The sequence below is a fragment of the Kribbella qitaiheensis genome, assembly GCF_042657745.1.
In the GTDB taxonomy this organism is placed as follows: domain Bacteria; phylum Actinomycetota; class Actinomycetes; order Propionibacteriales; family Kribbellaceae; genus Kribbella; species Kribbella qitaiheensis.
On sequence record NZ_JBHSKE010000007.1, the window covers coordinates 137,423 to 157,287 of the forward strand.

Here is a 19,865-nt window from a genome sequence, read left to right on the forward strand (position 1 = left end):
TTGGGCCGGCTCGGTGAATCCCCCGACTGGGGGAACCACCCGCAGAATCAGTCCGAGACCAGTGCCATCAGCTCGGCGCGGCCCTGGACTCCGAGCTTGGCGAAGATCGCTTTGACGTGGTCGTGCAGAGTGTGGTGCGAGATGTGAAGCCGCGCGGCGATCTCGTCGGTTCGAGGGCCGCTGATGAGCAGTTCGGCCACCTCGCGCTGACGTGCGCTGAGTGTGTGCAGGCGGAGCAGCAGCGACGTGAGGTCCGATCGCGGGGCCTGCACCAGCGTGACCGCCACCCACGCAGCGTCGTTCGGGGCGCCATGCATTCGCCCGCCCTGGGCCAGCAGCCAGCGGCCGTCGGTCAGGCGCACGCGTGCCGATGCGCGGTTGCGTAGGCCGGCCCCGATCGCTACGGCATAAAGGCTCGAGCCGGCATCACCCGGCATCAGCGCCATCACCCGGCTCGCCTCGGCGGTTTCCGAGACGACCCGGCCCTGCGCGTCGAAGGCCACTACCCCCGGGACGAGTACCGCGGCGCCGGGTTCTGGTCGGCGGCACAGGCTACGCCGCAAGCCCTCGGCGATGTCATCGGCGATCGCCGCCAGGAACGTCCGCTCGCGGGAGTCGAAGTCGCGAGCACCGAGCTCCCGGTAGATCGCGCCGTGACCCCAGGTCGATCCGCCGGCGCGCAACATGACCCGCAGTCCGTCGCCGATCCCGGCCGGGCGAAGGATCTGCTGAACCCGTGGACTCTCCTCCGTGGTCGCGGCATCGAGCTCGCTCAACGCGGCGACGGGCGACGGCCGCAGCGCGAGCTCAGCCAGCTTGTGCACCTCGCCGTCCTGCAGCAATTCGTTGCGCCACAAGGCTCGATCGAGGTCGGGCGACTTCTGGCCCATGAGCGTGCCACTGGACAGCAGCGTGTCCGGATCCAAGGTCATCCACCCGGACACGTCGTGGGGAACCGTGCGACGAATGATGGCCGACACCTCGTTCAGGTAACTCTGCGGATCGAGGCCGCTTCGGCTCAGTCTCCTCAGCGCTTCCCTCGCACCGGCCGCTGACATAGTGGTCAGCACCCTCTACCTCCCATGGCGATCATCAGGCTGCCTCGGGTCCGAACATCCCTTCGCGTCCACCGATCGCGGCGCGGAGGGCGCGCAGGGCGTAGTGCGACCTGGATTTCACCGTGCCGGGCGGTACGCCGAGTTGGCGCGCGGCTTCGGTGACGGAACGGCCCTGGTAGTACAGCTCCACCAGGACCTCGCGGTGTTCGGCGGACACCTGGTCCAGCGCGTCGATGACCAACATCGTGTTCACCACCAACTCGGAGTGGTCCGCGTCGACGGAGCTGCGTTCATCCAGCTCCGCGACCTCCGCCGGGCGGATGGCTCGCGCCCGGGCCCGATCGGCGACGATGTTCCGCGCCACAGTCAGTAGCCAGCCTCGGACGGAGCCGTTGCCCTTGACCAGGCGGTCAGCATGTTTCCAGGCCCGGAACAGAGTTTCCTGTACGACGTCCTCGGCCGCGCTACGATCGCCCGTCAGCCGGGTGGCGTAATTCAGCACGCTGGGTCCGTGCTCCGCGTAGAGCCGGCGGACCAGCGCCTCGGCCCGGTCCGGGCGGCGGGCCGGTTCAACCACCGCTGGTCTCCGGGCGTCGGTTGCCGCGCTTGATCGTTTCATCGGCGATCCCAAGGCAGCCTGCTCAGCCGCACGGGGTCGAATCAGGAGCCGGAGTTGCCCGAAGAGTTCATCGAAGATGCCTGGGTGGTGATCTTCTTGCCGTTCGCACCGATGACCCACCAGGTCCCGCCGACGGCTTGGCCGTTCGCGTCACCGGCCTTGGCGTCGTTGGCGTAGTAGTAGAGCGGCGACCCGGCGAGAGTCACCTGCTTGGAACCGTCCGAACGTGTCACGGTGCCCACCAGCGAGGCGGCGATTCCGCTCACCTGGGGCGTACCGGCGCCCGCCGGCAGCGGTGGCCACAACGTCGCACACGAGCCGTCGCAGTTCGATTTCGAGGGGTTCGCGGTGTCCAGGTCATAGACGTACAGCGTGCGACCGGTGCCGTCGACAACGATCTTGCCGAAGTTCCCGACGGTGGCTGTGGACAGCTTGGCCGCGCCGGTGGCCGGCGTGGACTGGCTGGGAGTGCTTTGCGCGGGAGTGCTTTGCGCGGGAGTGTTCTGGGGGGCCGGCGTGGCACTGGCGCCACCTCCGCAGGCTGTCAGGGTGGACAGTCCGACCACAGCCGTACCGATCACCAAGGCGATGCGCTTCATGCGAAGTTTCTCCTTGAGCTGTTGACCTTTCGATACCCTTCATACGTCCGTTCGGACGGCCGCGTTCAGGAATCGGAGCAGGATTGCGGCTGACACCCACTGCGAGTTCCTGCCAGCAGGTACCGACGATGGGCGGCCGCCGGGACGACACGATGCCTCGGTGCGCGAAGGGTTAGCGGTATGAAGGCGCTCGCTGAACATCCCGGTCGGATCTCTGGTGTCAGCCAGGCGCATCGTCTTGCCAACCTGACGGAGAGCACGATTCCGGTCGCGCCGGCCGTCAGGACCTCCGGCCGGTCCGGAGAGGCGGCGAACCCGTCCGGACGACTCATCGCAGGGCGATTCAGGCTCCGGTCACTCCTGGGGCGCGGCGGCATGGGCAGGGTCTGGCTGGCGGAGGACGAGCTGTTGCGCCGACCGGTCGCTCTCAAGCAATACCTCGCGACCGACGCAGAGTCGGAGGATGCCACCAGGGCGGCCCGGGCGCGCGCGCTCTACGAGGCCCGCGCGGCCGCGCAGGTCAACCATCGCGGAGTGGTCAGAATCCATGACGTCGTGCGAGAGGACAGCCTCCCCTGGATCGTGATGGAGCCGCTGTCGGGCCGGACGCTCGCAGAGACGGTCGCGAGCGAGGGACCGCAGTCGATAGACCGGGTGATCGACCTCGCGCTACGGCTGCTCGACGCGCTGACGGCCGTACACCAAGCGGGTATCGTCCACCGCGATGTCAAACCCGCCAACGTGCAGCTGTGTGATGACGGCCGGGTGGTGCTGACCGACTTCGGCATCGCCTGCCTGAAGGACGCGGAACTCGACTTCCCCCGCCAAGTGCTCGAAGGCAGCCCCGCTTTCATCTCACCCGAGCAGCTGCGTGGCGACCAGCCCGCGCCGGCGTCCGACCTCTTCTCGCTCGGCGCGACGCTGTATGCCGTCCTCGAGGGCAGAGCTCCTTTCGCCAAGACCGACGTCTTCGCGACGCTGACCGCCGTTGCCGAGGACCCGCCGCGGCCGTCGCCGCGCGCCGGCCGGCTGGGGCCGGTCATCTCCGGGCTGCTCGCCAAGGAGCCCGCGGACCGGCTCACCGCGGACGCGGCACGTGCCGCCCTGCTCGAACTCCAGCGCCCGGAATTCCAGCCACCCGGTACACAGGATGGCCGCTGGCATTGAGGTCGGGCACGAGCCTGGGCGGCACGGTTGTGAGTGTGTTGAAACCCAGGAACGAGTCCAGACAGCGGTGGATCGTGATGGCCTTGCTGATGATGGTGGTACTGATCGACCAGGCGACCAAGTGGTGGGGCTGGCGACATGTTCCCAGGCCGATCATCAATCCCGGGAGCGACATGATCGCCGGACAGGTGGTCGGCCGCTGGTACGCGGACCCACTCGGAGGCGCATTCCTCGACCTGCTCGGCCCGGGGGTGCTGGCCACCGCGTACTGCGTACTGGTCCGCCGCCGCCGTCCGGCCGTCGTACTCGTCTCCGCCGCTCTGCTGATCGGCGGATGGGGCAGCAACCAGCTCGACCGGTTGGGCCTGCACCTCTGGACTGCTCCCGGTAGCGTTCGCGGCGCGGTCGACTTCATTGCTTTCGGCCACTACCGCTACAACCTCGCGGACGTCTTCATCGTCGGTGCGACGCTCCTGCTCATCTCATCGACCGGCTATCTGCGGGGACGGGAGGCGTACGGCCGACTCCGTGCGGAGCGTGAGACGTCGAACACCCAGGCAGGTCGTGCTCGGACTCCGGTGCGGTCGACCTGACCGATCGTCACAAGTGCCTGCTAGCCGGAATGCGGACGGCGTACCGCCTTGAAAGGCTGACGGCATGCTTCGCTGCCTGATCGTCGACGACAGCACCCGCTTCCTCGAGGTCGCGCGGACGGTGCTGGAACGTGACGGCATCTCAGTGGTCGGTACGGCGTCGACCGGTGCGCAGGCGCTGAGCCTCGCGGCCGAACTGCGGCCGGACGTGACGCTGGTCGACATCGACCTCGGCGGCGAGAGCGGGTTGAGGCTGGCCAGGCGCCTGGCGGAGCAGGCCGGCGGGGCTCCGGCTCCGATCATCCTGATCTCCATCCACTCCGAGGAGGATTACGCCGACCTGATCGCCGCCAGCCCGGCGATCGGGTTCCTTCCGAAGACGGCCTTGTCCGGCGCCGCCATCCGAGGGAAGCTCGATGGTGTCAGCGGACCCTGAGGAATCTGAGCACGACCGGAAGAGGGGTGGCCTGACCCTTCGCACCATGATCGCGAGCGGCCTGCTCGCCGTCACCATCGGCGCCACGTTCGCCGTACTGCTCTCGTCGGTGGCTGACCTGCGGGAGATGGAGCACCGGGCGCAGCAGTCCGAAGACGTGCTGGTGGCCGCCAACCGGCTGGAGCGGCTTGTCGTCGACCTGGAGACCGGCCAGCGCGGGTTCCTGCTCACCGGCTCTGACCAGTACCTGCAGCCGTGGCTGCAGGCGCGTACGGCGTTCCCACAGCAGGCCACCACGCTGGAGCGACTCGTCGCGGGCAATGCCGAGCAGCACAGCCGGGCTGAGAATCTCGCCCAGGCCGGTGCCTCCTACCTGAAGGACTACTCCGAACCCCTGATCGCCGCCGCCCAGCAGGACAGGACGTCGGTCGACGTCGTCGCGGCGACCGAGGAGGACGAGCGCCGGGTCGCCGCGATGCGAACACAATTCGATCAGCTGCTCGCGGTCGAGGATCAACTGGCCATTGCCCGGCAGGACAAGGCGGACGACGTGGCCCGCCGCGCGATCGTCGCTGCGGCCGCGGGCCTGACCGGCTCGGTCCTGCTGGTGGCGCTCTTCACCTGGTACCTGAACTGGAGAATCCTCCGTCCGGTACGCCGTACCGCCGCCATGGCCGGGCGACTCGCCGCCGGCGATCTGGGCGCCCGGGTGCCCGACCGTGGCGTGGGCGAGATCGGAGTACTGCAACGCAGCTTCAACACCATGGCCGCGGCAGTCGAACAAGGACTACGGGAGCTGGCCAGGTCGCGGGTCCGGATCGTCGCGGCCGCCGATCGGGCCCGCCAGCGCATCGAGCGCGACCTGCACGACGGCACCCAGCAACGGCTCGTGTCGCTTGCGCTCCAACTCCGGGCGGGCGAGGCGGTTGTGCCGCCTGAGCAGCCAGAGGTACGCGCCCAACTCGCCAACGCCGCGGACGAGCTCACCACCGCGCTCGACGAGCTGCGAGAGCTGTCCCGGGGCATCCACCCGGCGATCCTCACCGAGGGCGGCCTCGGTCCCGCCCTCAAGGCGCTGGCTCGCCGCAGTCCGATCCCGGCGGAGGTGGCCGTGGATGTACCGGCCAGGCTGGCCGGGCCGGTCGAGGTCTGCGCGTACTACGTCGTGTCCGAGGCGCTTGCCAACACCGCCAAGCACGCCGGCGCGTCGGCGGTGTGGATCGACGCCCGGGTCAGCGAGGGTCGCCTGTGTGTGTCAGTACGCGACAACGGCTCTGGCGGTGCGGCGCCCGATCGCGGGTCAGGCCTGACCGGGTTGGTGGACCGAGTCGAGGCGCTCGATGGCACGATCTCGGTAACCAGCCCGGTCGGCGTGGGGACCACGCTGCTCGTCGGCCTTCCGCTCGACCCTCATGACGACCAGCTGCGTTCGGCATGATCGTCGCCGCTCACGCCCGCGAGCGGCGTACGACCGCGTCGAAGCCCGCGGCGATCAGTAGTACGGCGCCGGTGACGACCCACTCGTAGCCGGCCGAGTTCGCGCCCTGGATCAGGTCGCTCATGCCGTTGATGATGACCGCCACGACCAAGCCGCCGAGAACGGCGTCGATGATCCGGCCGTGCCCACCGAACAGTGAGGTGCCGCCGATGACCGCCGCACCGACGGCCAGCAACAGGGTGTTGCCCGCGCCGGCGTTCGACTGAACCGACTGCAGCAACGAGGCCGCGATGATGCCGGAGACGGCCGCCATGCCGGAGCAGATCACGAACACCGAGATCCGGATCCGGGACACGACAACGCCCGCGCGCCGCGACGCCTCGTCGTTACCGCCGACGGCATACACGTGCCGTCCGTACCGCGTGCGGGTGAGGACGAAGTTCCACACCGCGAACAGGATCACCAGCAGCACGACGACCCACGGCATGCCCTGCGCCTTGTTGTTGAAGAACGCGTTGGTGGACAGGTTGCGGTTGACCCCCATCTCGTACGTGAACACCGCGCCGAGGACGGCCAGTACGGCGACCTTCGCCGCGATCACGGTGAATGGCGGCCGGGAGAGTCCGGAACGCCGGCGCCCGAGCGCGTCGTTGATCTTGATCGCGGCGTATCCGACCACGAACAGCACCAGCAGGACCCACCCGAGCCAGAGCGGCACGAAGCTGTTCTCCAGCTTGATCAGCGGCGAGTTGTCGGGAAGGATCACCGACCCCTGGCCGCCGATGAGGATCAGGGTGACGCCCTGGAACGCCAGGAAGGTCGCCAGCGTGATGACGAACGACGGGATGCCGATCCGGGCGCGCAGCCAGCCCATGCCGAAGCCGATGAGCAGGCCGACGACCAGACCGACGATCAGCGCCAGCCACCACGACGCCCCGTGCCGCAGAATCAGCACAGCGGTGATGGCCGAGCACAGCCCACCGGTCGTGCCGGCGGACAGGTCGATCTCTCCGAGCAGCAGCACGAAGACCAGGCCCATCGCCATCACGATGATCGGCGCCGCCTGGATCACCAGCGCCTCGAGGTTGTAGGCGCTCAGGAAGCCCTGATGCACCAGGGAGAAGACGGCGGTGATGACGACAAGGCCGACCAGAGCGGGGATGGAGCCGAGCTCGCCGCCGCGCACGCGGCCGAAATAGTCCTTGATGTAGGCGCCCAGCGCGCCCAGTCCCTCGCTCGGCGCGTCCGGCCCAGGCTGGTCCTGCTTGACGAGGTCGTCGGTCTGCGCGCTCATACCGCGGCTCCGGTCGATTCTTCGGGCGACAGTCCAAGGTCACCCGAGCGGCCCGACGTCATCAGCTCGACCACCTGCGTCTGGGTCACGTCCTTGCGTCTGACCTGGTCCGCCATCCGGCCCAGGTAGAGTACGCCGATCGAGTCGGACACCTTCATCACGTCATTCATGTTGTGCGACACCAGGATCACGGCGACTCCCTGCTCGGCCAGCCGGCGGACCAGCTCGAGAACCTGCTCGGTCTGGACGACGCCGAGTGCCGCGGTCGGCTCGTCCAGGATGACGATCTTCGACTGCCAGAGCACCGACTTGGCGATCGCCACGGTCTGGCGCTGGCCGCCGGACAGGCTCGCCACGCGCTGGCGTACCGATCGGACGGTGCGGACGGACAGCGTGTCCAGCGCGTGTCGCGCCAGCTTCTCCATCGAGTTCTCGTTGAGTGTGCGCAGCCGGGTGACCTCCTCGCGGCCGAGGAACATGTTCTGGACGATGTCCAGGTTGTCGGCCAGCGCGAGGTCCTGGTAGACGATCTCGACCCCGAGCAGTGCGGCTTCCCGTGGTCCGGCGACGGCGCGGGGGGTGCCGTCGAAGATCATCTCCCCCGCGTCGATCTGATGGATGCCGCCGATGCATTTGACCAGGGTCGACTTCCCAGCCCCGTTGTCTCCGACCAGGGCGGTCACCTCCCCGGCGTTCGCGGTGAAGTTCACCGACGACAACACGTGGACCGGACCGAACGACTTGTCGACGCCCCGCAGTTCCAGGGTGGGATCGGAGGTCATGGCATCTTGATTCCGTTGGCCGAGCACAGCTGCACGAGCGCGGCGGTGGGGCAGACAGCCTTGGCGGTCACGTAGCCATCGGTCACGGGTAGGGCGACGTTCGCCTTGGTGATGACGGTCGGGTCGGCCAGGTACGCCGGGACCTCGCGGCCGGTCGTCGGGTCCTTGACCGTCGTCGGCGCGGTCGGCTTCTGACCCGACAGGATCTGCGCGGCCAGCTTGACGGCCACGTCCGCCTCACCGGCGACCGGCTTGTAGATGGTGAAGGCCTGCGTACCGGCCATGACGTTGTCGAGTCCACCGGCGGTGGCGTCCTGCCCGGAGACGGCGACCTTGCCCGCGAGGCCCTGGGCCTTGAGCACGTTGATCACTGACTGCGCCATGGTGTCGTTGGCAACCATCACTGCGTTGATGTTCGGGTGCTGGCCCAGCATCGTGGTGAACACGGTCTGCGCGGTGGCGGCGTCCCAGTTGCCGGTTTGGTCGGCGAGCTTCGTCCAGCCGGGCTGCTTCGAGAGCACGGAGTTGTAGCCCTGCGCGAACTGGAGCGCGTTGTTGTCGGTCGGCGCGCCGTCGATCTCGACGTAGTTGACCGCGGGCTTGCCCTTCACCTCCGGGGCCTGGGTCAGCGCCGTGCCCTGGTCCTCGCCGACCTTCACGTTGTCGTAGGACACGTAGTACGACGCGCTGCCGCCGGCGGTCAGCCGGTCGTAGTCGATCGTGACGACGTTGTGCTGCTGGGCGAGCGACTCGATCGCCTTGCCGGAGCCCGAGTCCAGGTTCACGACCAGCAGGACGCCGACACCGGCATTGATGAGGGCCTGCGCCTGGGACTGCTGGGTGGTCGCGCTGCCGTTGGCGTTGTCGATGTAGCAGGTGAGCTTGTTCGCCGCGCACTGCTTGCGGAGTTCGCTGGGGTCGGCCGAGACCCAGCGCGGCGAGGTCGCCGTGTCGGGCAGCAGGATGCCGACTTTCGTGTTCGCCGGCGGGGCGCTGCTGCCCGAGGAGGACGAGGAGTTGTTGTTGCCACAGGCGGTCAGGCCGGCCATCGCGGCGGCAACTCCCGTCAGCGCCAAGGCCGTACGGAGTAGGTGCAAGTTAGCCTTCATAGTGCCCAAGACTCGGCCGATCCGGGCCGCGGATCATCCTGGCAGGCGTCCATTCTCCCTACCCACTAGCGGGGATCCCGCAGTACCCGGAAACTGCAACGCCGGCTCCCATCGCTGTTCGGTGCACCCGCACCCTTGGAATCGTGGTTGACAGATTCTGCCAAGTTTGTAAAGTAGGTCCAAGACGTCAACTCAGTCCGTCGCCGATCGGAAGGGGAAGTGCGCAATGTCAGAGCTTCGGGAGATCTCTCATCGCAACGGCGGGGACACGAGCACGAAGGTCGAGTGACCGGCGAGGTCGACGCGACGGTCCCGCTGGCGGACGCCGCCGGGGTTGACGATGCCGTCGAGCATGCACATGCGGCGTTCGACGGGTGGCGGCGCACGGCCCCCACCCGCCGGCTGGAACTGCTGTTGAAGCTGGCCGAGCTGATGGAGCAGCACGGCGACGAGATCGTTCGGGTGGGTACTGCGGAGAACGGGCGCCCGGCTCGATCCGGATCGGGCCTCGCGGCGTTGGCGGCCGAGTCCTACATCCAGACCAAGGATCTGACCCGGGCGAACCGGATCGCGGCCGAGCTGGAGGCCGGGGAGGTGCTGATCAACGGAGCCCGAACCTGGCCGTGCACCGACCCTTCGGCGGGATCGGCATCAGCGGCGTGGGCAAGGAGGGCGGCCGCGCCGCGCGTGAAGAGTGTCGCCATCGCCATCCGCTAGCTCGTTCGCCTGGCGGGCCCTGGTCGTCTGACGGTTCAGGTCAGGGGCCGTGACTCCGCCGGGTCAATGAGCGGGACATCCTGCGTCGCAGCAGCCGGCGCTCGGTCTCGGACCTGCCGCCCCAGACTCCGGCGTCCTGGCCGCTTCGCAGCGCCCACTCGAGGCAGGCTTCGACCACGTCACAGCGGCGGCACACTTCCTTGGCGATCTCGATCTGCCGCAGCGCGGGTGAACTGGTACCGATCGGGAAGAACAGCTCAGGGTCCTCGTCCGTACACGCACCCCGGAACAGCCAATCCATCGCGCCCACACCTCCAGGACCTGGTATCCCTGACCTCAGCTCTCAGCGTCGCCTCGGAAGGATTCGGTGCCATCGCGGCCAGCGCCCGTTCCCACGGAGCGCCAGCAGGTACCCGCGACTACCTGCTAGCTGCAACAGCCGCCCAGCCGGTCTCCCCAGGAGCTTGCCGCCAGCTAGAACGGCTGCTACCCGACAGCGGGAAACTCGGTCGGCCGGCGGGCGATGATCCCGGTAGCAGGAATGCCCGGAGGTCGGACGCGTCCCACGCTGTAGTCATGGCGCTGCGTTGCATGATCGTCGATGACAGCCCTCGCTTCCTGGCGGCCGCGCGCGGTCTGCTGGAGCGCGAGGGTCTCCTGGTCGTGGCCGTGGCGACGAATGGTGCCGATGCGATCCGGTACGCCGCGGAGGCCGGGCCGGACGTCACGCTGGTCGACATCAACCTCGGCGAGCAGAGCGGCTTCGACGTCGTACGGCGGCTGACCCGCGAGGCCGGCCTGGCCCCGTCGACGGTGATCCTGATCTCCACCCACGCCGAGGAGGACTACGCCGAGCTGATCGCGGCGAGCCCGGCCGCCGGCTTCCTCCCCAAGACCAGGCTGTCCGCCGGTGCCGTCCGTGACCTGCTCGGCTCGTCGGCGTGACGGCGCCTCGTTCCGTCAGCGGCTCTCGAGGAAGGTCACTACCGCGAGCACCCGGCGATGATCGTCGTCGGTCTCCGGGAGGCTCAGCTTGGCGAGGATGTGCCGCACGTGCTTCTCAACGGTGCCCTCGGTCACCCAGAGCCGACGCGCGATGCCGGCGTTGGACTTTCCCTCTGCCATCAGCGCCAGTACTTCGCGCTCCCGCGGACTGAGCTCCGCGAGCGGGTCGTTGCGCCGGCGGGCGCTCACCAGTTCCTGGACCAGCGCGGGATCCATCACCGAACCACCCTTGACGATCCGCTCCAGCGTCTCGATGAACTCGCCGACGTCCGTCACACGGCTCTTCAGCAGATAGCCGATCCGCTGACCGGTGGCCAGCAGTTCCATCGCGTGCTCGACCTCGGCGTGAGCCGACAGCACCAGGATGCCGGTCGCCGGAAACTCCGTGCGGATCTCCCGGGCGGCGTCCAGTCCCTCGGTCGTGTTCGTCGGCGGCATCCTGATGTCGACCATGACCAGATCCGGTGTCAGCTCGCGGACCAGTGGAAGGATCCACGCACTGTCGCCGGTCTGCCCCACGACCTCGAATCCCGACCGCTCGAGCAGGCTGGCGAGCCCCTCCCGAAGCAGCACGTCGTCCTCCGCGAGGAGGACCCGAGCCCTGGGCGCACCGCTGTCGGAGCTCTCGGCGCTGTGGTCGGACGGCTGAGTCGCCATGCCACAGGCTATCGCCGACGTCAGGCCGGCTGCATTCCAGGCAGCAGGAATCCCGGATGGTGGCTGGCCACGACGAAAACCGGCCACCGGAACGGGACCGTTGCAAGTGGACAGAACACGTCGCGGCCGGGTCGACCAGTACTCCGGCTGAGCGGCCGCGCGACGTAGGGAGCACGCCAGGTGACCACAACAAACCAGGGCCGACGGGGTTCCGCGCGGCCGGCCGGATCGGCCGAGTCGGGCCCACCATCAGACCTGGCCGGCTATCCGCGGCGCTGGCGGACGCTGGGAGTCAGCCAGCTCGCCGCTTTCATGGCGCTGCTGGATGTCAGCATCGTGAACGTGGCCCTGCCGTCCATCGAGCGAGGCCTCGGCGTGTCGGCCGGCACCGCGCAGTGGGTGGTCTCCGGCTATGCGCTCACCTTCGGGCTGGCGCTGGTACCGGCCGGCCGGCTCGGCGACATTCTGGGCCGTCGCCGGATGTTCCTGATCGCCCTGACAGCATTCGTCGTCGCCAGCGCGCTGACCGGTGCGGCCCCGACCATCGGCCTGCTGATCGCCGCGCGGCTGCTGCAAGGCATCGCCGGCGGCATGCTGGTGCCGCAGAACTCCGGCTTGATCCAGGAACTCTTCCAGGGAGCCGAACGGGGCAAGGCGTTCGGCATCCTCGGCGCCACGATCGGACTGGCCACCGCAACCGGCCCCGTGGTCGGCGGTCTGATCATCACCCTGATCGGCGGGCCCGACGCCTGGCGCTGGGTGTTCTACGTCAACGTGCCGATCGGGCTGGTCACCCTGGTGCTCGCCGCACGGCTGATACCGAACAGTTCGACAGCCGGCCGCCGCGACACCCACCTGGACCTGATCGGCTCCCTCCTGCTCGGCGGTGGAGTGCTTTGTCTGCTGCTCCCCGCGGTGAACGCGGAGAGGAGCGGTCTGGGCCAGGACTGGTGGCTGCTCGTAGTGGCCGTGCTGTTGCTCGCCACCTTCGGCTGGTGGGAGCTCCGAACCGCACGCCGTGGCGGGGAGCCAGTGCTCGACCCCCGGCTGGCGCACACCTCCGGCTTTGCCGCCGGCACGATCATCGGCCTGGTCTACTTCATCGGCTTCACCGGCATCTGGCTGGTGCTCGCGCTGTTCTACCAGGACGGGCTCGGCTACTCACCGCTGCGTTCCGGCCTGGCAGTGACCCCGTTTGCGATCGGGGTCGCGGGTTCCGCGGCGATCGCCGGCCGCCTGGTCTCGAGGTTCGGTCGCGTACTGACCGTGCTGGGCCTGATCGCGACAGTCGCGGGGCTGGTGGCCACGGCACTGCTGCTGCGGCATGTCGGAGGTGATGACGCGGCGTTGGTGGTCGCCGGGCCCCTGCTCGTCGCCGGACTCGGTGGCGGGCTGGTCACCTCGCCCAACATCACGCTCACCTTGCAGTACGTGCCCGTACGGATGGCCGGCGCGGCCGGCGGCGCGCTGCAGACCGCCCAACGGATCGGCGGGGCGATCGGTACCGCAGTACTGGCCACGATCTTCTACCGGGTGCTCATGAGCTCGGCCCATGACTATCCGGCGGCAGTGTCCGACGCGCTGCTGTCCGCGACCGCCCTCATGCTCGTAGCCCTACTGATAGCCACCATCGACCTGATCCGGCACCGGCCGCTCGATGGGTAGACGGACCTCGATCACCGTGCCGTGGCCGACGGGGCTGACGACGTCGATCGAGCCGCCGAGAGCCTCGACCCTGTCGTGCAGACCGACGAGGCCCGAACCGCCTTGCGGTTCCGCGCCGCCGACGCCGTCGTCGCGGATGCGCAGCCACAGGTTGTCGGCTCGCTCCTCGAGGATGACCTCCGCACGTGATGCGGCGGCGTGCTTGCTCGTGTTGGTGAGCGCCTCGGAGACGACGTAGTACGTCGCCACCTCCACCGGCGCCGGATACCGGGACTCGGTCTCGACCTTCAGGTCCACCTCGACGGGCGAGCGGCGGGCCAGTGTCCGCATCGCGGGGCCGAGGCCACCCTCGGCCAGGATCGCAGGGTGCAGGCCACGGGAGATCTCGCGCAGTTCGTCCAGCACCTCGGTGAGGTCCTCGGCCGCCTGAGCGAAGACGGTCCGAAGCGCCGGCAGTTCGGGGGGCACGGTTTCCCCGGCGAAGCGGAGTTCGAGCGCCAGCGACACCAGCCGTTGTTGCGCTCCGTCATGCAGGTCCCGCTCCAGCCTGCGCCGCATCTCGTCTCCGGCGGCGACCACCCGCCCACGGGACGCCACGAGCTGTGCACGGCTCTCCGTGTTCGCTATCGCGGTAGCGGCGATCTCGGTGAACTCGACCAGCCGTCGGCCCGTGGCGGCGGGGAAGGGACCCTGCCGCGACGCGACGCTGATCCCACCCCAGCAGCGGCCCTCGACGATGATCGGACTGGCGACCACCGACCTGACGCGCCACTCACGGAGGAACTCGGGGAAGCTGTGGAGCATATCGTCGTCCACGTCGTACCGCGCGGGCTCGCCCGTCGCCTGGACCGACGCGATCGCCGCGGGCTCCTCCAACATCCGCCGTGCGCCGACGGGCAGCTGGTCCTCGGACAAGCCGTGCTTGCCCATCGTGGTCGCCGTGCCATCGGACTCGAACCGGTAGATGCCGGTGACGTCGGCGCTGGTCAGCTGACCGAGCTCCTGGGCGACCGCGGCGAACACGAGATCCGGTGCGGCTCCGCCGGCGACGAGGGTCGCCACCCGTCGCAGGGCGGCCTGCTCGTCGGCCAGGCGGCGAAGCTCGGCACGGGACTCGGCGTTCTCGACGGCAGTGGCGACGAGCTCGGTGAAGCTCGCGATCTGCAACTCCGTGTTCGGGGGGAACGGAGCATCGTTCTTGGTCGAGGCGGCGATCACCCCCCACAACCGTCCGGCCACCACGATGGGGCAACCGACCGACGCGCGGATCCCCAGCGCACGCGCCTCGACGGCGATCGTCCCGGTCGCGCCGGCGAAACTCTCGAGCCGGACCGGACCCCCGGTCCGCCGTACGTCGCGGGCAACACTCAGCCCGGCGAGGTCGAACTGCGTCCCGACGGCCAGCTGACCTTCCCCCCGGCTCCACCCGGCGACTCCGGTGACGGTTCCGTCCGGTTCGTAGCGCTCCATCCGGGCGAGATCGGCGCCGGAGAGCAAGCCGACCTCGCGGGTGACTGCCTCGAAGACCGCTGAGGAGGGGACCGACTGTGCGACCAGTGTCGCGACCCGCCGCAGCGCCGACTGCTCGTTGGTCAAGCGTGCCGACTCGACCGCCGAGCGCCGGGAGCGCGCCGCCAGCTCCGAGACGACGACCGCCGTCACCAGGAAGACTCCCAGCGCCACCGCGTTGCGGGAGTCGGTGAGCAGGATCGAGCCGGTCGGCGGCAGGAGGAACGCGAAGACCGCGATGCTGACGACCGAGGTGACCGCCGCCAGCCGCACACCCCAGAAGACAGCAACCGGCAGCACAGCGAGCAGGTAGAGCACCAACAGACTCAGCGTGGGGACGTGCGGCTTGAGGAGCGCGACGAGGCCGGTCACCGCAGCGACCATCGCCACGCTGACGAGCAGCCTGCCCGACCAGCGAACGATGGGCGAGCTCGCCCGGCTCCGGGCCATCTGATCGCTTCCCTCGCCGAGCGCCGACGGCCTCGGTTGCCGCTGACGTCGTCCCGGCTGCTGAAACTACGTCGATTGTGCCGCCAGCGCTTCTAGCCGTCCAGCAGTGCGGGCCTGCAGGCGGAGCTCACAGCGGCAGAGTCCAAGGAGCACTGGATCGGGTGAGCCGCTTGGTGATCGCGTAGGCAGCGGCGAGCAGCACAGCGGCGAGGAGGAGGGGCAGCGACACCCGGGCGTTCCGGACGAGCAGCGCGCCGATGAGGCCGCCCACGAACATGGCCGCGATCGACAGCAGACGCCGCCCGGCTCTCGACCCGGCACCGCCTGCCAGCCGGCTGTCGGCCGCAGTACCGGTGATGGTGAGGGTCAGCACAGTTGTGGTGAGATCGGGCACCGCCAGTGCCCGGGCTGCTGCATTCTGCACGCCCATACCGAGTCCGAGCAGGGTGAGCAGCGTATAGCGGGTGCCGGCTTCCACCGGAGACCCGGACACCTCGGCGACCAGGAAGGCGATGGCGACCAGGAGGATCTGCAGACCAAGAGCCAGGTGGAGGACGCGCGCGCGGTGCGACCAGACGGTGCGGATGACTCGAGCGCTGAGGAATGCACCTGCGGCGAACGCGACCAGCGCCACCACATTCGGGGCGAGCGCGAAGCCGCCGGCTCCCGCGATCGCGAAGCCGGCGAACACCACGTTGCCGGTCATGTTGGCGACGAAGACATGGCCGAGAACCAGATAGCTGAAGGCGTCGATCAGTCCGGTCACCACGGTGAGCAGCAGCATCAGCGGCGGTAGCGGCCCGTGCCGGTCGGCCATGTCCGGCACCGCGGTACGCCAGGCTTCACGAAGGATGCCAGGCATCAGGTTGCCGGCTGGCTCGGCCCGGCCATCACTCCGAGGGCGGCGACCAGCCGCAGGGCGGCAAGCTCGATCTCCGCGAGCTCGGCGTGCAACTTCAGGACCTCGCGCTCGCCCCAGTTCGGCGAGCTGATCTGGTGGTGCGTGATCGCCGTGACCATGAGGAATCGGGCCTCAGTTGAAGTGAAAGCACCGTCCAGCCAATCTGCGCGCTCCATACCGCTCAGCCTCCTCACGCCTCGCCCGCGTCCAGGATGACCGGGCTTCTGTTCTCTTCAGGCTGCCTGCGAATCGACCGGCTATCGCCCCCGTCAGCGGTCTTCCTCACGTCACGAGAGCCGGAATTCGCCGTACCGGCTGGCAGGTACCGCACGGCGCGCCGACGGCTCTCAGGCGGCAAGGGGTTGACCGTCTGCCGCTGGGGGCGCGATCCGCTCCCTGAGCGCCTTCCGGCCACGATGCAGCCGCGACATCACAGTCCCGAGGGGGATGCCGACGATGTCGGCGATCTCCTTGTAGGCATAGCCGTCGACGTCGAAGAGGAGGACCACCCGCCGGTACCGTTCGGGCAGCGCCGACAGCGCCTCCTGCAGCCGCCCGTCGGGGATCGAGTCGATCACGGCGGCTTCGGCGGACGCCTCGAAGTTGCGCACGGCGCCGTTGGTCTTCCGGTCCCAGTCCTCAGGAACGGTCGGCAGTTCGCGCTGACGCTTGCGATACCCCTGGATGAAGGTGTTCCGGAGGATCCGGTACATCCAGCCGGCTACATTCGTGCCGGGCTGGAAGCGGTGGAAGCCGCGGTACGCGCGGAGGTACGTCTCCTGCAGCAGATCCTCCGCGTCGGCGCGATTGCCCGTCAGTCGCAGCGCCGCGACGTACAGGCGCGGACGGAGCGGCACCGCCTCGACTTCGAAGCGGCCCTTGAGGTCTTCGGGGCTGCAGGATGATCTCACTGCACGAGCATCGCCGGGAGGGGCGGCGCTGTCGTCGAGGCAAGCCCCCAGTGCGCAGTCCCGCTGACCGGAATTCCGGCCTACCTGCTAGCAGGGTCAGCCGGATGCTCGGCCAGGGCGTCCCGGAGGGCGGCGCGGGACGTGACGCCGAGTTTCGGGAACAACTCAGTCGGGGATGGAGTCGGCCTTCACGGCGTTCCGTTGGCCGAGGGGACGGGGCTCGCCCTTGGTGGTGTCGCGCGCGGTCTGCTGCTCGGCCTCCGCGTTGACCTCGGCGCCGAGCAGTACGGCGTACGCGGTCAGCCAGAGCCACAGCATCAGGACCACCACGGCGGCCAGGCTGCCGTAGGTCTTGGCGTAGTTGCCGAACGTCTCGACGTAGAGGGAGAACCCGATCGAAGCGATGAGCCAGATGATCGTGGCGACAACCGCGCCGATGGACACCCAGCGCATCCGCGGCGCGTTCCGATCGGGCCCGAGTCGGTAGACGACCGCGAGCGCCACCGTGATCAGGACCACCGCGAGGACCAGTCGGAGGGCCTCGAGAAGGATCCGGAGCGGCGTCGGCAGGTCGCCGCCGATCGCCGCGCCCGCCGCGAACAGGCCGATCGCGAGCAGGACGAAGACGATCGCTCCGAGAGTCATCCCGAGCGCGAGCCCCTTCCGACCGACGAACCCACGCGTCTCCTCTTCGTCGTACGCCAGGTTCACCGCGGTCAGCAGATACCCGACGCCGCCGGACGCGCTCCAGAGCGCGGCCAGCACGGCGATGGCCACGCCGATCCCCAAGCTCTGCCGCGGCGCCGACGTCAGGGCGTCGAGCTGCTGGAGCAGCAGGTCGCGCCCCGAGGCCGGCATGGCCTCGGTCAGGTCCTGGGCCTGGCTGCGGATCTGAGCCGGATCCGCGACCAGGCCGTAGGTCAGCACCGCCGCGACGATGGCGGGGAACAACGACACGAAACCGAAGAACGCGACGCCGGCCGCCAGGAGCGGGACCTGGTCGGCCTTAGCCTCCGACCAGGCCCGCCTGGTGACTTGCCACCAGCCCGACGCCGGAATCTCCGTCGGCTTGTCCGCATCCACTCCCGGTACCGCGTGCCGCCGCTCCCCGCTCATCAGCTGGACGAACCCGCCTGCCGGACGTTGTCCGCCGAGCTCCTGGTCTCATCGACGACCTGGTGCGCCGCCGACCGGCCTTCGTCGCCCACCTCGGTGGCCGCGTGGGAGGCCGACTGCTTGACGTGGTCGACGGCTTCCATCGCCGGCTCCTGGAGGTTGTCCTTGACCTCCTGCATCACCTGGGTCGCCTGCTCCTTCACCGGACCGGCGGCATCCATCGCCTTGTCCTTGGTCTCCTGCGCGAGGTCACGCTCCCGGGTCGACGCGGGAAGGGCCGCGGCCGCGATCCAGCCCGCGGCAAAGGCGATCAGCCCGGCCGCGAGCGGCGTACCGCGGGTTCGGGCGCGAGCGACGTCGGGTGCTGAACTGACAGCCTCGCCGACCTTGCTGCCCGCGTCCTGTACCGACGACATCGCCGACCCGGCCGTGTCCTGCACCGAGGTCTTCGACGAGCCCGCCGTGTCGGTGACCGAGCTACCCACGGACTCCGCGGAACCCATCACGCGATCCTTCAGCCGGTGGACACCGCCTCGGGCCCGATCGACCCGCCGGCCGACGACGCGGCTCGGGCTGACCTTCTCCGTCAGGGCATCCACGTCACGGCCGACGTTCCGCCTGGTCTCCTCGATGTCCCGCTTCAGCTCTTCCGGGTCAGCCATTTCGCATCCTCCTTGAGTGATTCGACCGTCTGGTCGGGTTTGGGGTTGACGTCCTGGAGCTCCTTGCGCCCCGTCATCGCGAGCACGGCCGCGACGATCGCCCAGATGGCGGCGACGATGAGTGCTGCCCAGATGAGGTCCATGGCTTCGTCCAGCGCCCACATCACCGTGAACGAGAGGAACAGAGCCACCATCCAGCCGGCGAGTGCGGCACCGCCGAGCATGCCCGCGCCCTTGCCGGCCTTCTTCGCTTCCGTCTGGAGCTCGGCCTTCGCCAACGCCAGCTCTTGGCGGGTCAGCTCCCCCAGGTCGGTGGTCAGCTTGGACACCAGTTGACCGACCGACTCGTCCATCGACAGCTGGTCCGGTCTGCTACCAGGTAGCGATCCGTCGATCGCCATCTCAGCGCTCCGATCCAGGCCCGAACGTCGGCGTCACCGGCGTTCCCGGGTTGGGATCCGGCGCCACCGGCGTGGGCATCTGCGGGGGCATCGGCGGCGCGGTCGAGCCCGGCGCGTCCAGTGACGACGGCGGCGGCACGAGGTACTCGTCGGAGACCGGATAGGCGACCGACTCCCCAGCCGTACTACGTCCGTTCGTGGTACCGCTCGGCGCCTCGGTGCCGCCTGCGGCCAGTGCACGCGTTAGGCGGCCCGCCACGACGCCCGCAGCAACTGCAACCAACAGGAACGTGCCCGGCTTGCGCCGGGCGTAGCCGCGAACCTCGTCCAGAAGATCTCCCGGCTCGTGCTGCTGCAGGTAGTCGGCGGCCTGGTCGGTGAACTTCGCACCGTGCTGCGCCAACTGGGCGCCCAAGCCGGACTCACCGTGCTCGGCCATCCCCCGCAACTCGTCGCCCACCGAGCGCAGGCTCTGCGTGGCCCGATCCTTCTGCTGACTCGCCTGCTCCACCAACTGGTCGCGCGTCTGACCAGCCAGTCGCTGGGTCTGCAGACGAACGTCCGACGTCACGTCGGAGGCCTTCTCCTTCACGGTTCCGGCGACCTGACGAGCCGCATCTGCAGACGTCTCCTTCAGCTGCCCGGCTTCTTCCCGGGCCGTACCGGTCACACCGTTCCCAGCGCTGTGCTGCGGTCCGGGTGGACTGCCGGTATCCCTGTGATTCGTCGTGGATGTCATCTGAGGGTTCCTTCCAGAAGGGTTGACGGGACTCGGT

23 protein-coding genes are annotated in these 19,865 nt (G+C 69.0%); 7 read left to right on the top strand and 16 right to left on the bottom strand.

What is annotated here, in order from left to right; translation table 11 throughout:
- Positions 1-47: 47 nt before the first annotated feature.
- From ACFPJ1_RS08430 to ACFPJ1_RS08440, 3 genes are all read right to left on the bottom strand, one after another.
- Entirely contained in the window at positions 48-932 is an 885-nt protein-coding gene (locus ACFPJ1_RS08430; RefSeq protein ID WP_380102643.1) for a helix-turn-helix transcriptional regulator, read from the bottom strand.
- A gap of 160 nt (positions 933-1,092) precedes the next feature.
- Positions 1,093-1,635 carry a sigma-70 family RNA polymerase sigma factor gene (locus ACFPJ1_RS08435; protein ID WP_380102645.1) on the bottom strand — a complete coding sequence of 181 codons (543 nt, stop codon included), beginning with the start codon at positions 1,633-1,635 and terminating at the stop codon, positions 1,093-1,095.
- An 83-nt stretch (positions 1,636-1,718) separates the two neighbouring features.
- Entirely contained in the window at positions 1,719-2,276 is a 558-nt protein-coding gene (locus ACFPJ1_RS08440) for a hypothetical protein (RefSeq protein WP_380102647.1), read from the bottom strand.
- Positions 2,277-2,456: 180 nt separating this feature from the next.
- Between ACFPJ1_RS08440 and ACFPJ1_RS08445 the strand changes: the two genes are divergently transcribed.
- From ACFPJ1_RS08445 to ACFPJ1_RS08460, 4 genes are all read left to right on the top strand, one after another.
- A complete protein-coding gene (locus tag ACFPJ1_RS08445; protein WP_380102649.1) occupies positions 2,457-3,443 on the top strand; it encodes a serine/threonine-protein kinase in 987 nt (328 codons plus the stop codon).
- Between the two features lie 35 nt (positions 3,444-3,478).
- Complete coding sequence (locus ACFPJ1_RS08450) at positions 3,479-4,036, top strand: signal peptidase II (RefSeq protein WP_380102651.1); 558 nt, start codon at positions 3,479-3,481, stop codon at positions 4,034-4,036.
- A gap of 64 nt (positions 4,037-4,100) precedes the next feature.
- Positions 4,101-4,472 carry a response regulator transcription factor gene (locus ACFPJ1_RS08455; protein WP_380102653.1) on the top strand — a complete coding sequence of 124 codons (372 nt, stop codon included), beginning with the start codon at positions 4,101-4,103 and terminating at the stop codon, positions 4,470-4,472.
- Between the two features lie 46 nt (positions 4,473-4,518).
- A complete protein-coding gene (locus ACFPJ1_RS08460; RefSeq protein ID WP_380102655.1) occupies positions 4,519-5,910 on the top strand; it encodes a CHASE3 domain-containing protein in 1,392 nt (463 codons plus the stop codon).
- A 10-nt stretch (positions 5,911-5,920) separates the two neighbouring features.
- Here the strand turns inward: ACFPJ1_RS08460 and ACFPJ1_RS08465 are convergent, their stop codons facing one another.
- The 3 genes from ACFPJ1_RS08465 to ACFPJ1_RS08475 are packed head-to-tail and all read right to left on the bottom strand — an operon-like array spanning position 5,921 to position 9,095.
- On the bottom strand, positions 5,921-7,204 hold the full coding sequence (locus ACFPJ1_RS08465; RefSeq protein WP_380102657.1) for a sugar ABC transporter permease: 1,284 nt from the start codon (positions 7,202-7,204) through the stop codon (positions 5,921-5,923).
- Positions 7,201-7,986 carry an ATP-binding cassette domain-containing protein gene (locus tag ACFPJ1_RS08470; protein ID WP_380102659.1) on the bottom strand — a complete coding sequence of 262 codons (786 nt, stop codon included), beginning with the start codon at positions 7,984-7,986 and terminating at the stop codon, positions 7,201-7,203. The genes ACFPJ1_RS08465 and ACFPJ1_RS08470 overlap by 4 nt, the downstream gene beginning before the upstream one ends.
- Positions 7,983-9,095, bottom strand: a complete 1,113-nt coding sequence (locus tag ACFPJ1_RS08475) for a sugar ABC transporter substrate-binding protein (protein ID WP_380102661.1) — start codon at positions 9,093-9,095, stop codon at positions 7,983-7,985. Before ACFPJ1_RS08475 ends, ACFPJ1_RS08470 begins: the two co-directional genes overlap by 4 nt.
- 219 nt (positions 9,096-9,314) lie before the next feature.
- Between ACFPJ1_RS08475 and ACFPJ1_RS08480 the strand changes: the two genes are divergently transcribed.
- Positions 9,315-9,812, top strand: coding sequence for an aldehyde dehydrogenase family protein (locus ACFPJ1_RS08480; RefSeq protein WP_380102663.1), 498 nt, complete (start codon positions 9,315-9,317; stop codon positions 9,810-9,812).
- A gap of 40 nt (positions 9,813-9,852) precedes the next feature.
- Here ACFPJ1_RS08480 and ACFPJ1_RS08485 read toward each other — a convergent pair whose 3' ends face one another.
- Complete coding sequence (locus tag ACFPJ1_RS08485; RefSeq protein ID WP_380102665.1) at positions 9,853-10,113, bottom strand: WhiB family transcriptional regulator; 261 nt, start codon at positions 10,111-10,113, stop codon at positions 9,853-9,855.
- Positions 10,114-10,388: 275 nt separating this feature from the next.
- Between ACFPJ1_RS08485 and ACFPJ1_RS08490 the strand changes: the two genes are divergently transcribed.
- A complete protein-coding gene (locus ACFPJ1_RS08490) occupies positions 10,389-10,757 on the top strand; it encodes a response regulator (protein WP_380102667.1) in 369 nt (122 codons plus the stop codon).
- Between the two features lie 15 nt (positions 10,758-10,772).
- Here the strand turns inward: ACFPJ1_RS08490 and ACFPJ1_RS08495 are convergent, their stop codons facing one another.
- Entirely contained in the window at positions 10,773-11,474 is a 702-nt protein-coding gene (locus ACFPJ1_RS08495) for a response regulator (protein WP_380102669.1), read from the bottom strand.
- A gap of 180 nt (positions 11,475-11,654) precedes the next feature.
- Between ACFPJ1_RS08495 and ACFPJ1_RS08500 the strand changes: the two genes are divergently transcribed.
- Complete coding sequence (locus ACFPJ1_RS08500) at positions 11,655-13,139, top strand: MFS transporter (protein WP_380102671.1); 1,485 nt, start codon at positions 11,655-11,657, stop codon at positions 13,137-13,139.
- Here the strand turns inward: ACFPJ1_RS08500 and ACFPJ1_RS08505 are convergent.
- The 8 genes from ACFPJ1_RS08505 to ACFPJ1_RS08540 all read right to left on the bottom strand — a co-directional run bounded on the left by ACFPJ1_RS08505 (position 13,089) and on the right by ACFPJ1_RS08540 (position 19,828).
- Positions 13,089-15,098 carry a sensor histidine kinase gene (locus ACFPJ1_RS08505; protein WP_380102674.1) on the bottom strand — a complete coding sequence of 670 codons (2,010 nt, stop codon included), beginning with the start codon at positions 15,096-15,098 and terminating at the stop codon, positions 13,089-13,091. The two genes, ACFPJ1_RS08500 and ACFPJ1_RS08505, sit on opposite strands and share 51 nt — an antisense overlap.
- Before the next feature lie 127 nt (positions 15,099-15,225).
- Positions 15,226-15,960 (bottom strand): YoaK family protein, encoded by a 735-nt coding sequence (locus ACFPJ1_RS08510; RefSeq protein WP_380102676.1) that lies wholly within the window; start codon positions 15,958-15,960, stop codon positions 15,226-15,228.
- Positions 15,960-16,175 (bottom strand): hypothetical protein, encoded by a 216-nt coding sequence (locus tag ACFPJ1_RS08515; RefSeq protein ID WP_380102678.1) that lies wholly within the window; start codon positions 16,173-16,175, stop codon positions 15,960-15,962. Before ACFPJ1_RS08515 ends, ACFPJ1_RS08510 begins: the two co-directional genes overlap by 1 nt.
- 171 nt (positions 16,176-16,346) lie before the next feature.
- Entirely contained in the window at positions 16,347-16,910 is a 564-nt protein-coding gene (locus ACFPJ1_RS08520) for a sigma-70 family RNA polymerase sigma factor (RefSeq protein WP_380102680.1), read from the bottom strand.
- Positions 16,911-17,075: 165 nt separating this feature from the next.
- Positions 17,076-18,026 carry a YihY/virulence factor BrkB family protein gene (locus ACFPJ1_RS08525; protein ID WP_380102683.1) on the bottom strand — a complete coding sequence of 317 codons (951 nt, stop codon included), beginning with the start codon at positions 18,024-18,026 and terminating at the stop codon, positions 17,076-17,078.
- The gene (locus ACFPJ1_RS08530; protein WP_380102685.1) at positions 18,026-18,688 is read right to left on the bottom strand and encodes a DUF3618 domain-containing protein; all 663 of its coding nucleotides are present in this window, start codon (positions 18,686-18,688) and stop codon (positions 18,026-18,028) included. The genes ACFPJ1_RS08525 and ACFPJ1_RS08530 overlap by 1 nt, the downstream gene beginning before the upstream one ends.
- Positions 18,667-19,089 carry a phage holin family protein gene (locus tag ACFPJ1_RS08535; RefSeq protein ID WP_380102687.1) on the bottom strand — a complete coding sequence of 141 codons (423 nt, stop codon included), beginning with the start codon at positions 19,087-19,089 and terminating at the stop codon, positions 18,667-18,669. The genes ACFPJ1_RS08530 and ACFPJ1_RS08535 overlap by 22 nt, the downstream gene beginning before the upstream one ends.
- Position 19,090: 1 nt before the next feature.
- The gene (locus ACFPJ1_RS08540; protein WP_380102689.1) at positions 19,091-19,828 is read right to left on the bottom strand and encodes a hypothetical protein; all 738 of its coding nucleotides are present in this window, start codon (positions 19,826-19,828) and stop codon (positions 19,091-19,093) included.
- Positions 19,829-19,865 lie beyond the last annotated feature (37 nt).

What these genes read in the sequence shown, in the direction of transcription:
- ACFPJ1_RS08485 (WP_380102665.1), bottom strand. Translation starts at nt 10,113, where the DNA reads ATGGATTGGCTGTTCCGGGGTGCGTGTACGGACGAGGACCCTGAGCTG.
- ACFPJ1_RS08475 (WP_380102661.1), bottom strand. Translation starts at nt 9,095, where the DNA reads ATGAAGGCTAACTTGCACCTACTCCGTACGGCCTTGGCGCTGACGGGA.
- ACFPJ1_RS08515 (WP_380102678.1), bottom strand. Translation starts at nt 16,175, where the DNA reads ATGGAGCGCGCAGATTGGCTGGACGGTGCTTTCACTTCAACTGAGGCC.
- ACFPJ1_RS08460 (WP_380102655.1), top strand. Translation starts at nt 4,519, where the DNA reads ATGATCGCGAGCGGCCTGCTCGCCGTCACCATCGGCGCCACGTTCGCC.
- ACFPJ1_RS08535 (WP_380102687.1), bottom strand. Translation starts at nt 19,089, where the DNA reads ATGGCGATCGACGGATCGCTACCTGGTAGCAGACCGGACCAGCTGTCG.
- ACFPJ1_RS08440 (WP_380102647.1), bottom strand. Translation starts at nt 2,276, where the DNA reads ATGAAGCGCATCGCCTTGGTGATCGGTACGGCTGTGGTCGGACTGTCC.
- ACFPJ1_RS08445 (WP_380102649.1), top strand. Translation starts at nt 2,457, where the DNA reads ATGAAGGCGCTCGCTGAACATCCCGGTCGGATCTCTGGTGTCAGCCAG.
- ACFPJ1_RS08465 (WP_380102657.1), bottom strand. Translation starts at nt 7,204, where the DNA reads ATGAGCGCGCAGACCGACGACCTCGTCAAGCAGGACCAGCCTGGGCCG.
- ACFPJ1_RS08430 (WP_380102643.1), bottom strand. Translation starts at nt 932, where the DNA reads ATGACCTTGGATCCGGACACGCTGCTGTCCAGTGGCACGCTCATGGGC.
- ACFPJ1_RS08495 (WP_380102669.1), bottom strand. Translation starts at nt 11,474, where the DNA reads ATGGCGACTCAGCCGTCCGACCACAGCGCCGAGAGCTCCGACAGCGGT.
- ACFPJ1_RS08505 (WP_380102674.1), bottom strand. Translation starts at nt 15,098, where the DNA reads ATGGCCCGGAGCCGGGCGAGCTCGCCCATCGTTCGCTGGTCGGGCAGG.
- ACFPJ1_RS08455 (WP_380102653.1), top strand. Translation starts at nt 4,101, where the DNA reads ATGCTTCGCTGCCTGATCGTCGACGACAGCACCCGCTTCCTCGAGGTC.
- ACFPJ1_RS08490 (WP_380102667.1), top strand. Translation starts at nt 10,389, where the DNA reads ATGGCGCTGCGTTGCATGATCGTCGATGACAGCCCTCGCTTCCTGGCG.
- ACFPJ1_RS08470 (WP_380102659.1), bottom strand. Translation starts at nt 7,986, where the DNA reads ATGACCTCCGATCCCACCCTGGAACTGCGGGGCGTCGACAAGTCGTTC.
- ACFPJ1_RS08510 (WP_380102676.1), bottom strand. Translation starts at nt 15,960, where the DNA reads ATGCCTGGCATCCTTCGTGAAGCCTGGCGTACCGCGGTGCCGGACATG.
- ACFPJ1_RS08540 (WP_380102689.1), bottom strand. Translation starts at nt 19,828, where the DNA reads ATGACATCCACGACGAATCACAGGGATACCGGCAGTCCACCCGGACCG.
- ACFPJ1_RS08525 (WP_380102683.1), bottom strand. Translation starts at nt 18,026, where the DNA reads ATGAGCGGGGAGCGGCGGCACGCGGTACCGGGAGTGGATGCGGACAAG.
- ACFPJ1_RS08530 (WP_380102685.1), bottom strand. Translation starts at nt 18,688, where the DNA reads ATGGCTGACCCGGAAGAGCTGAAGCGGGACATCGAGGAGACCAGGCGG.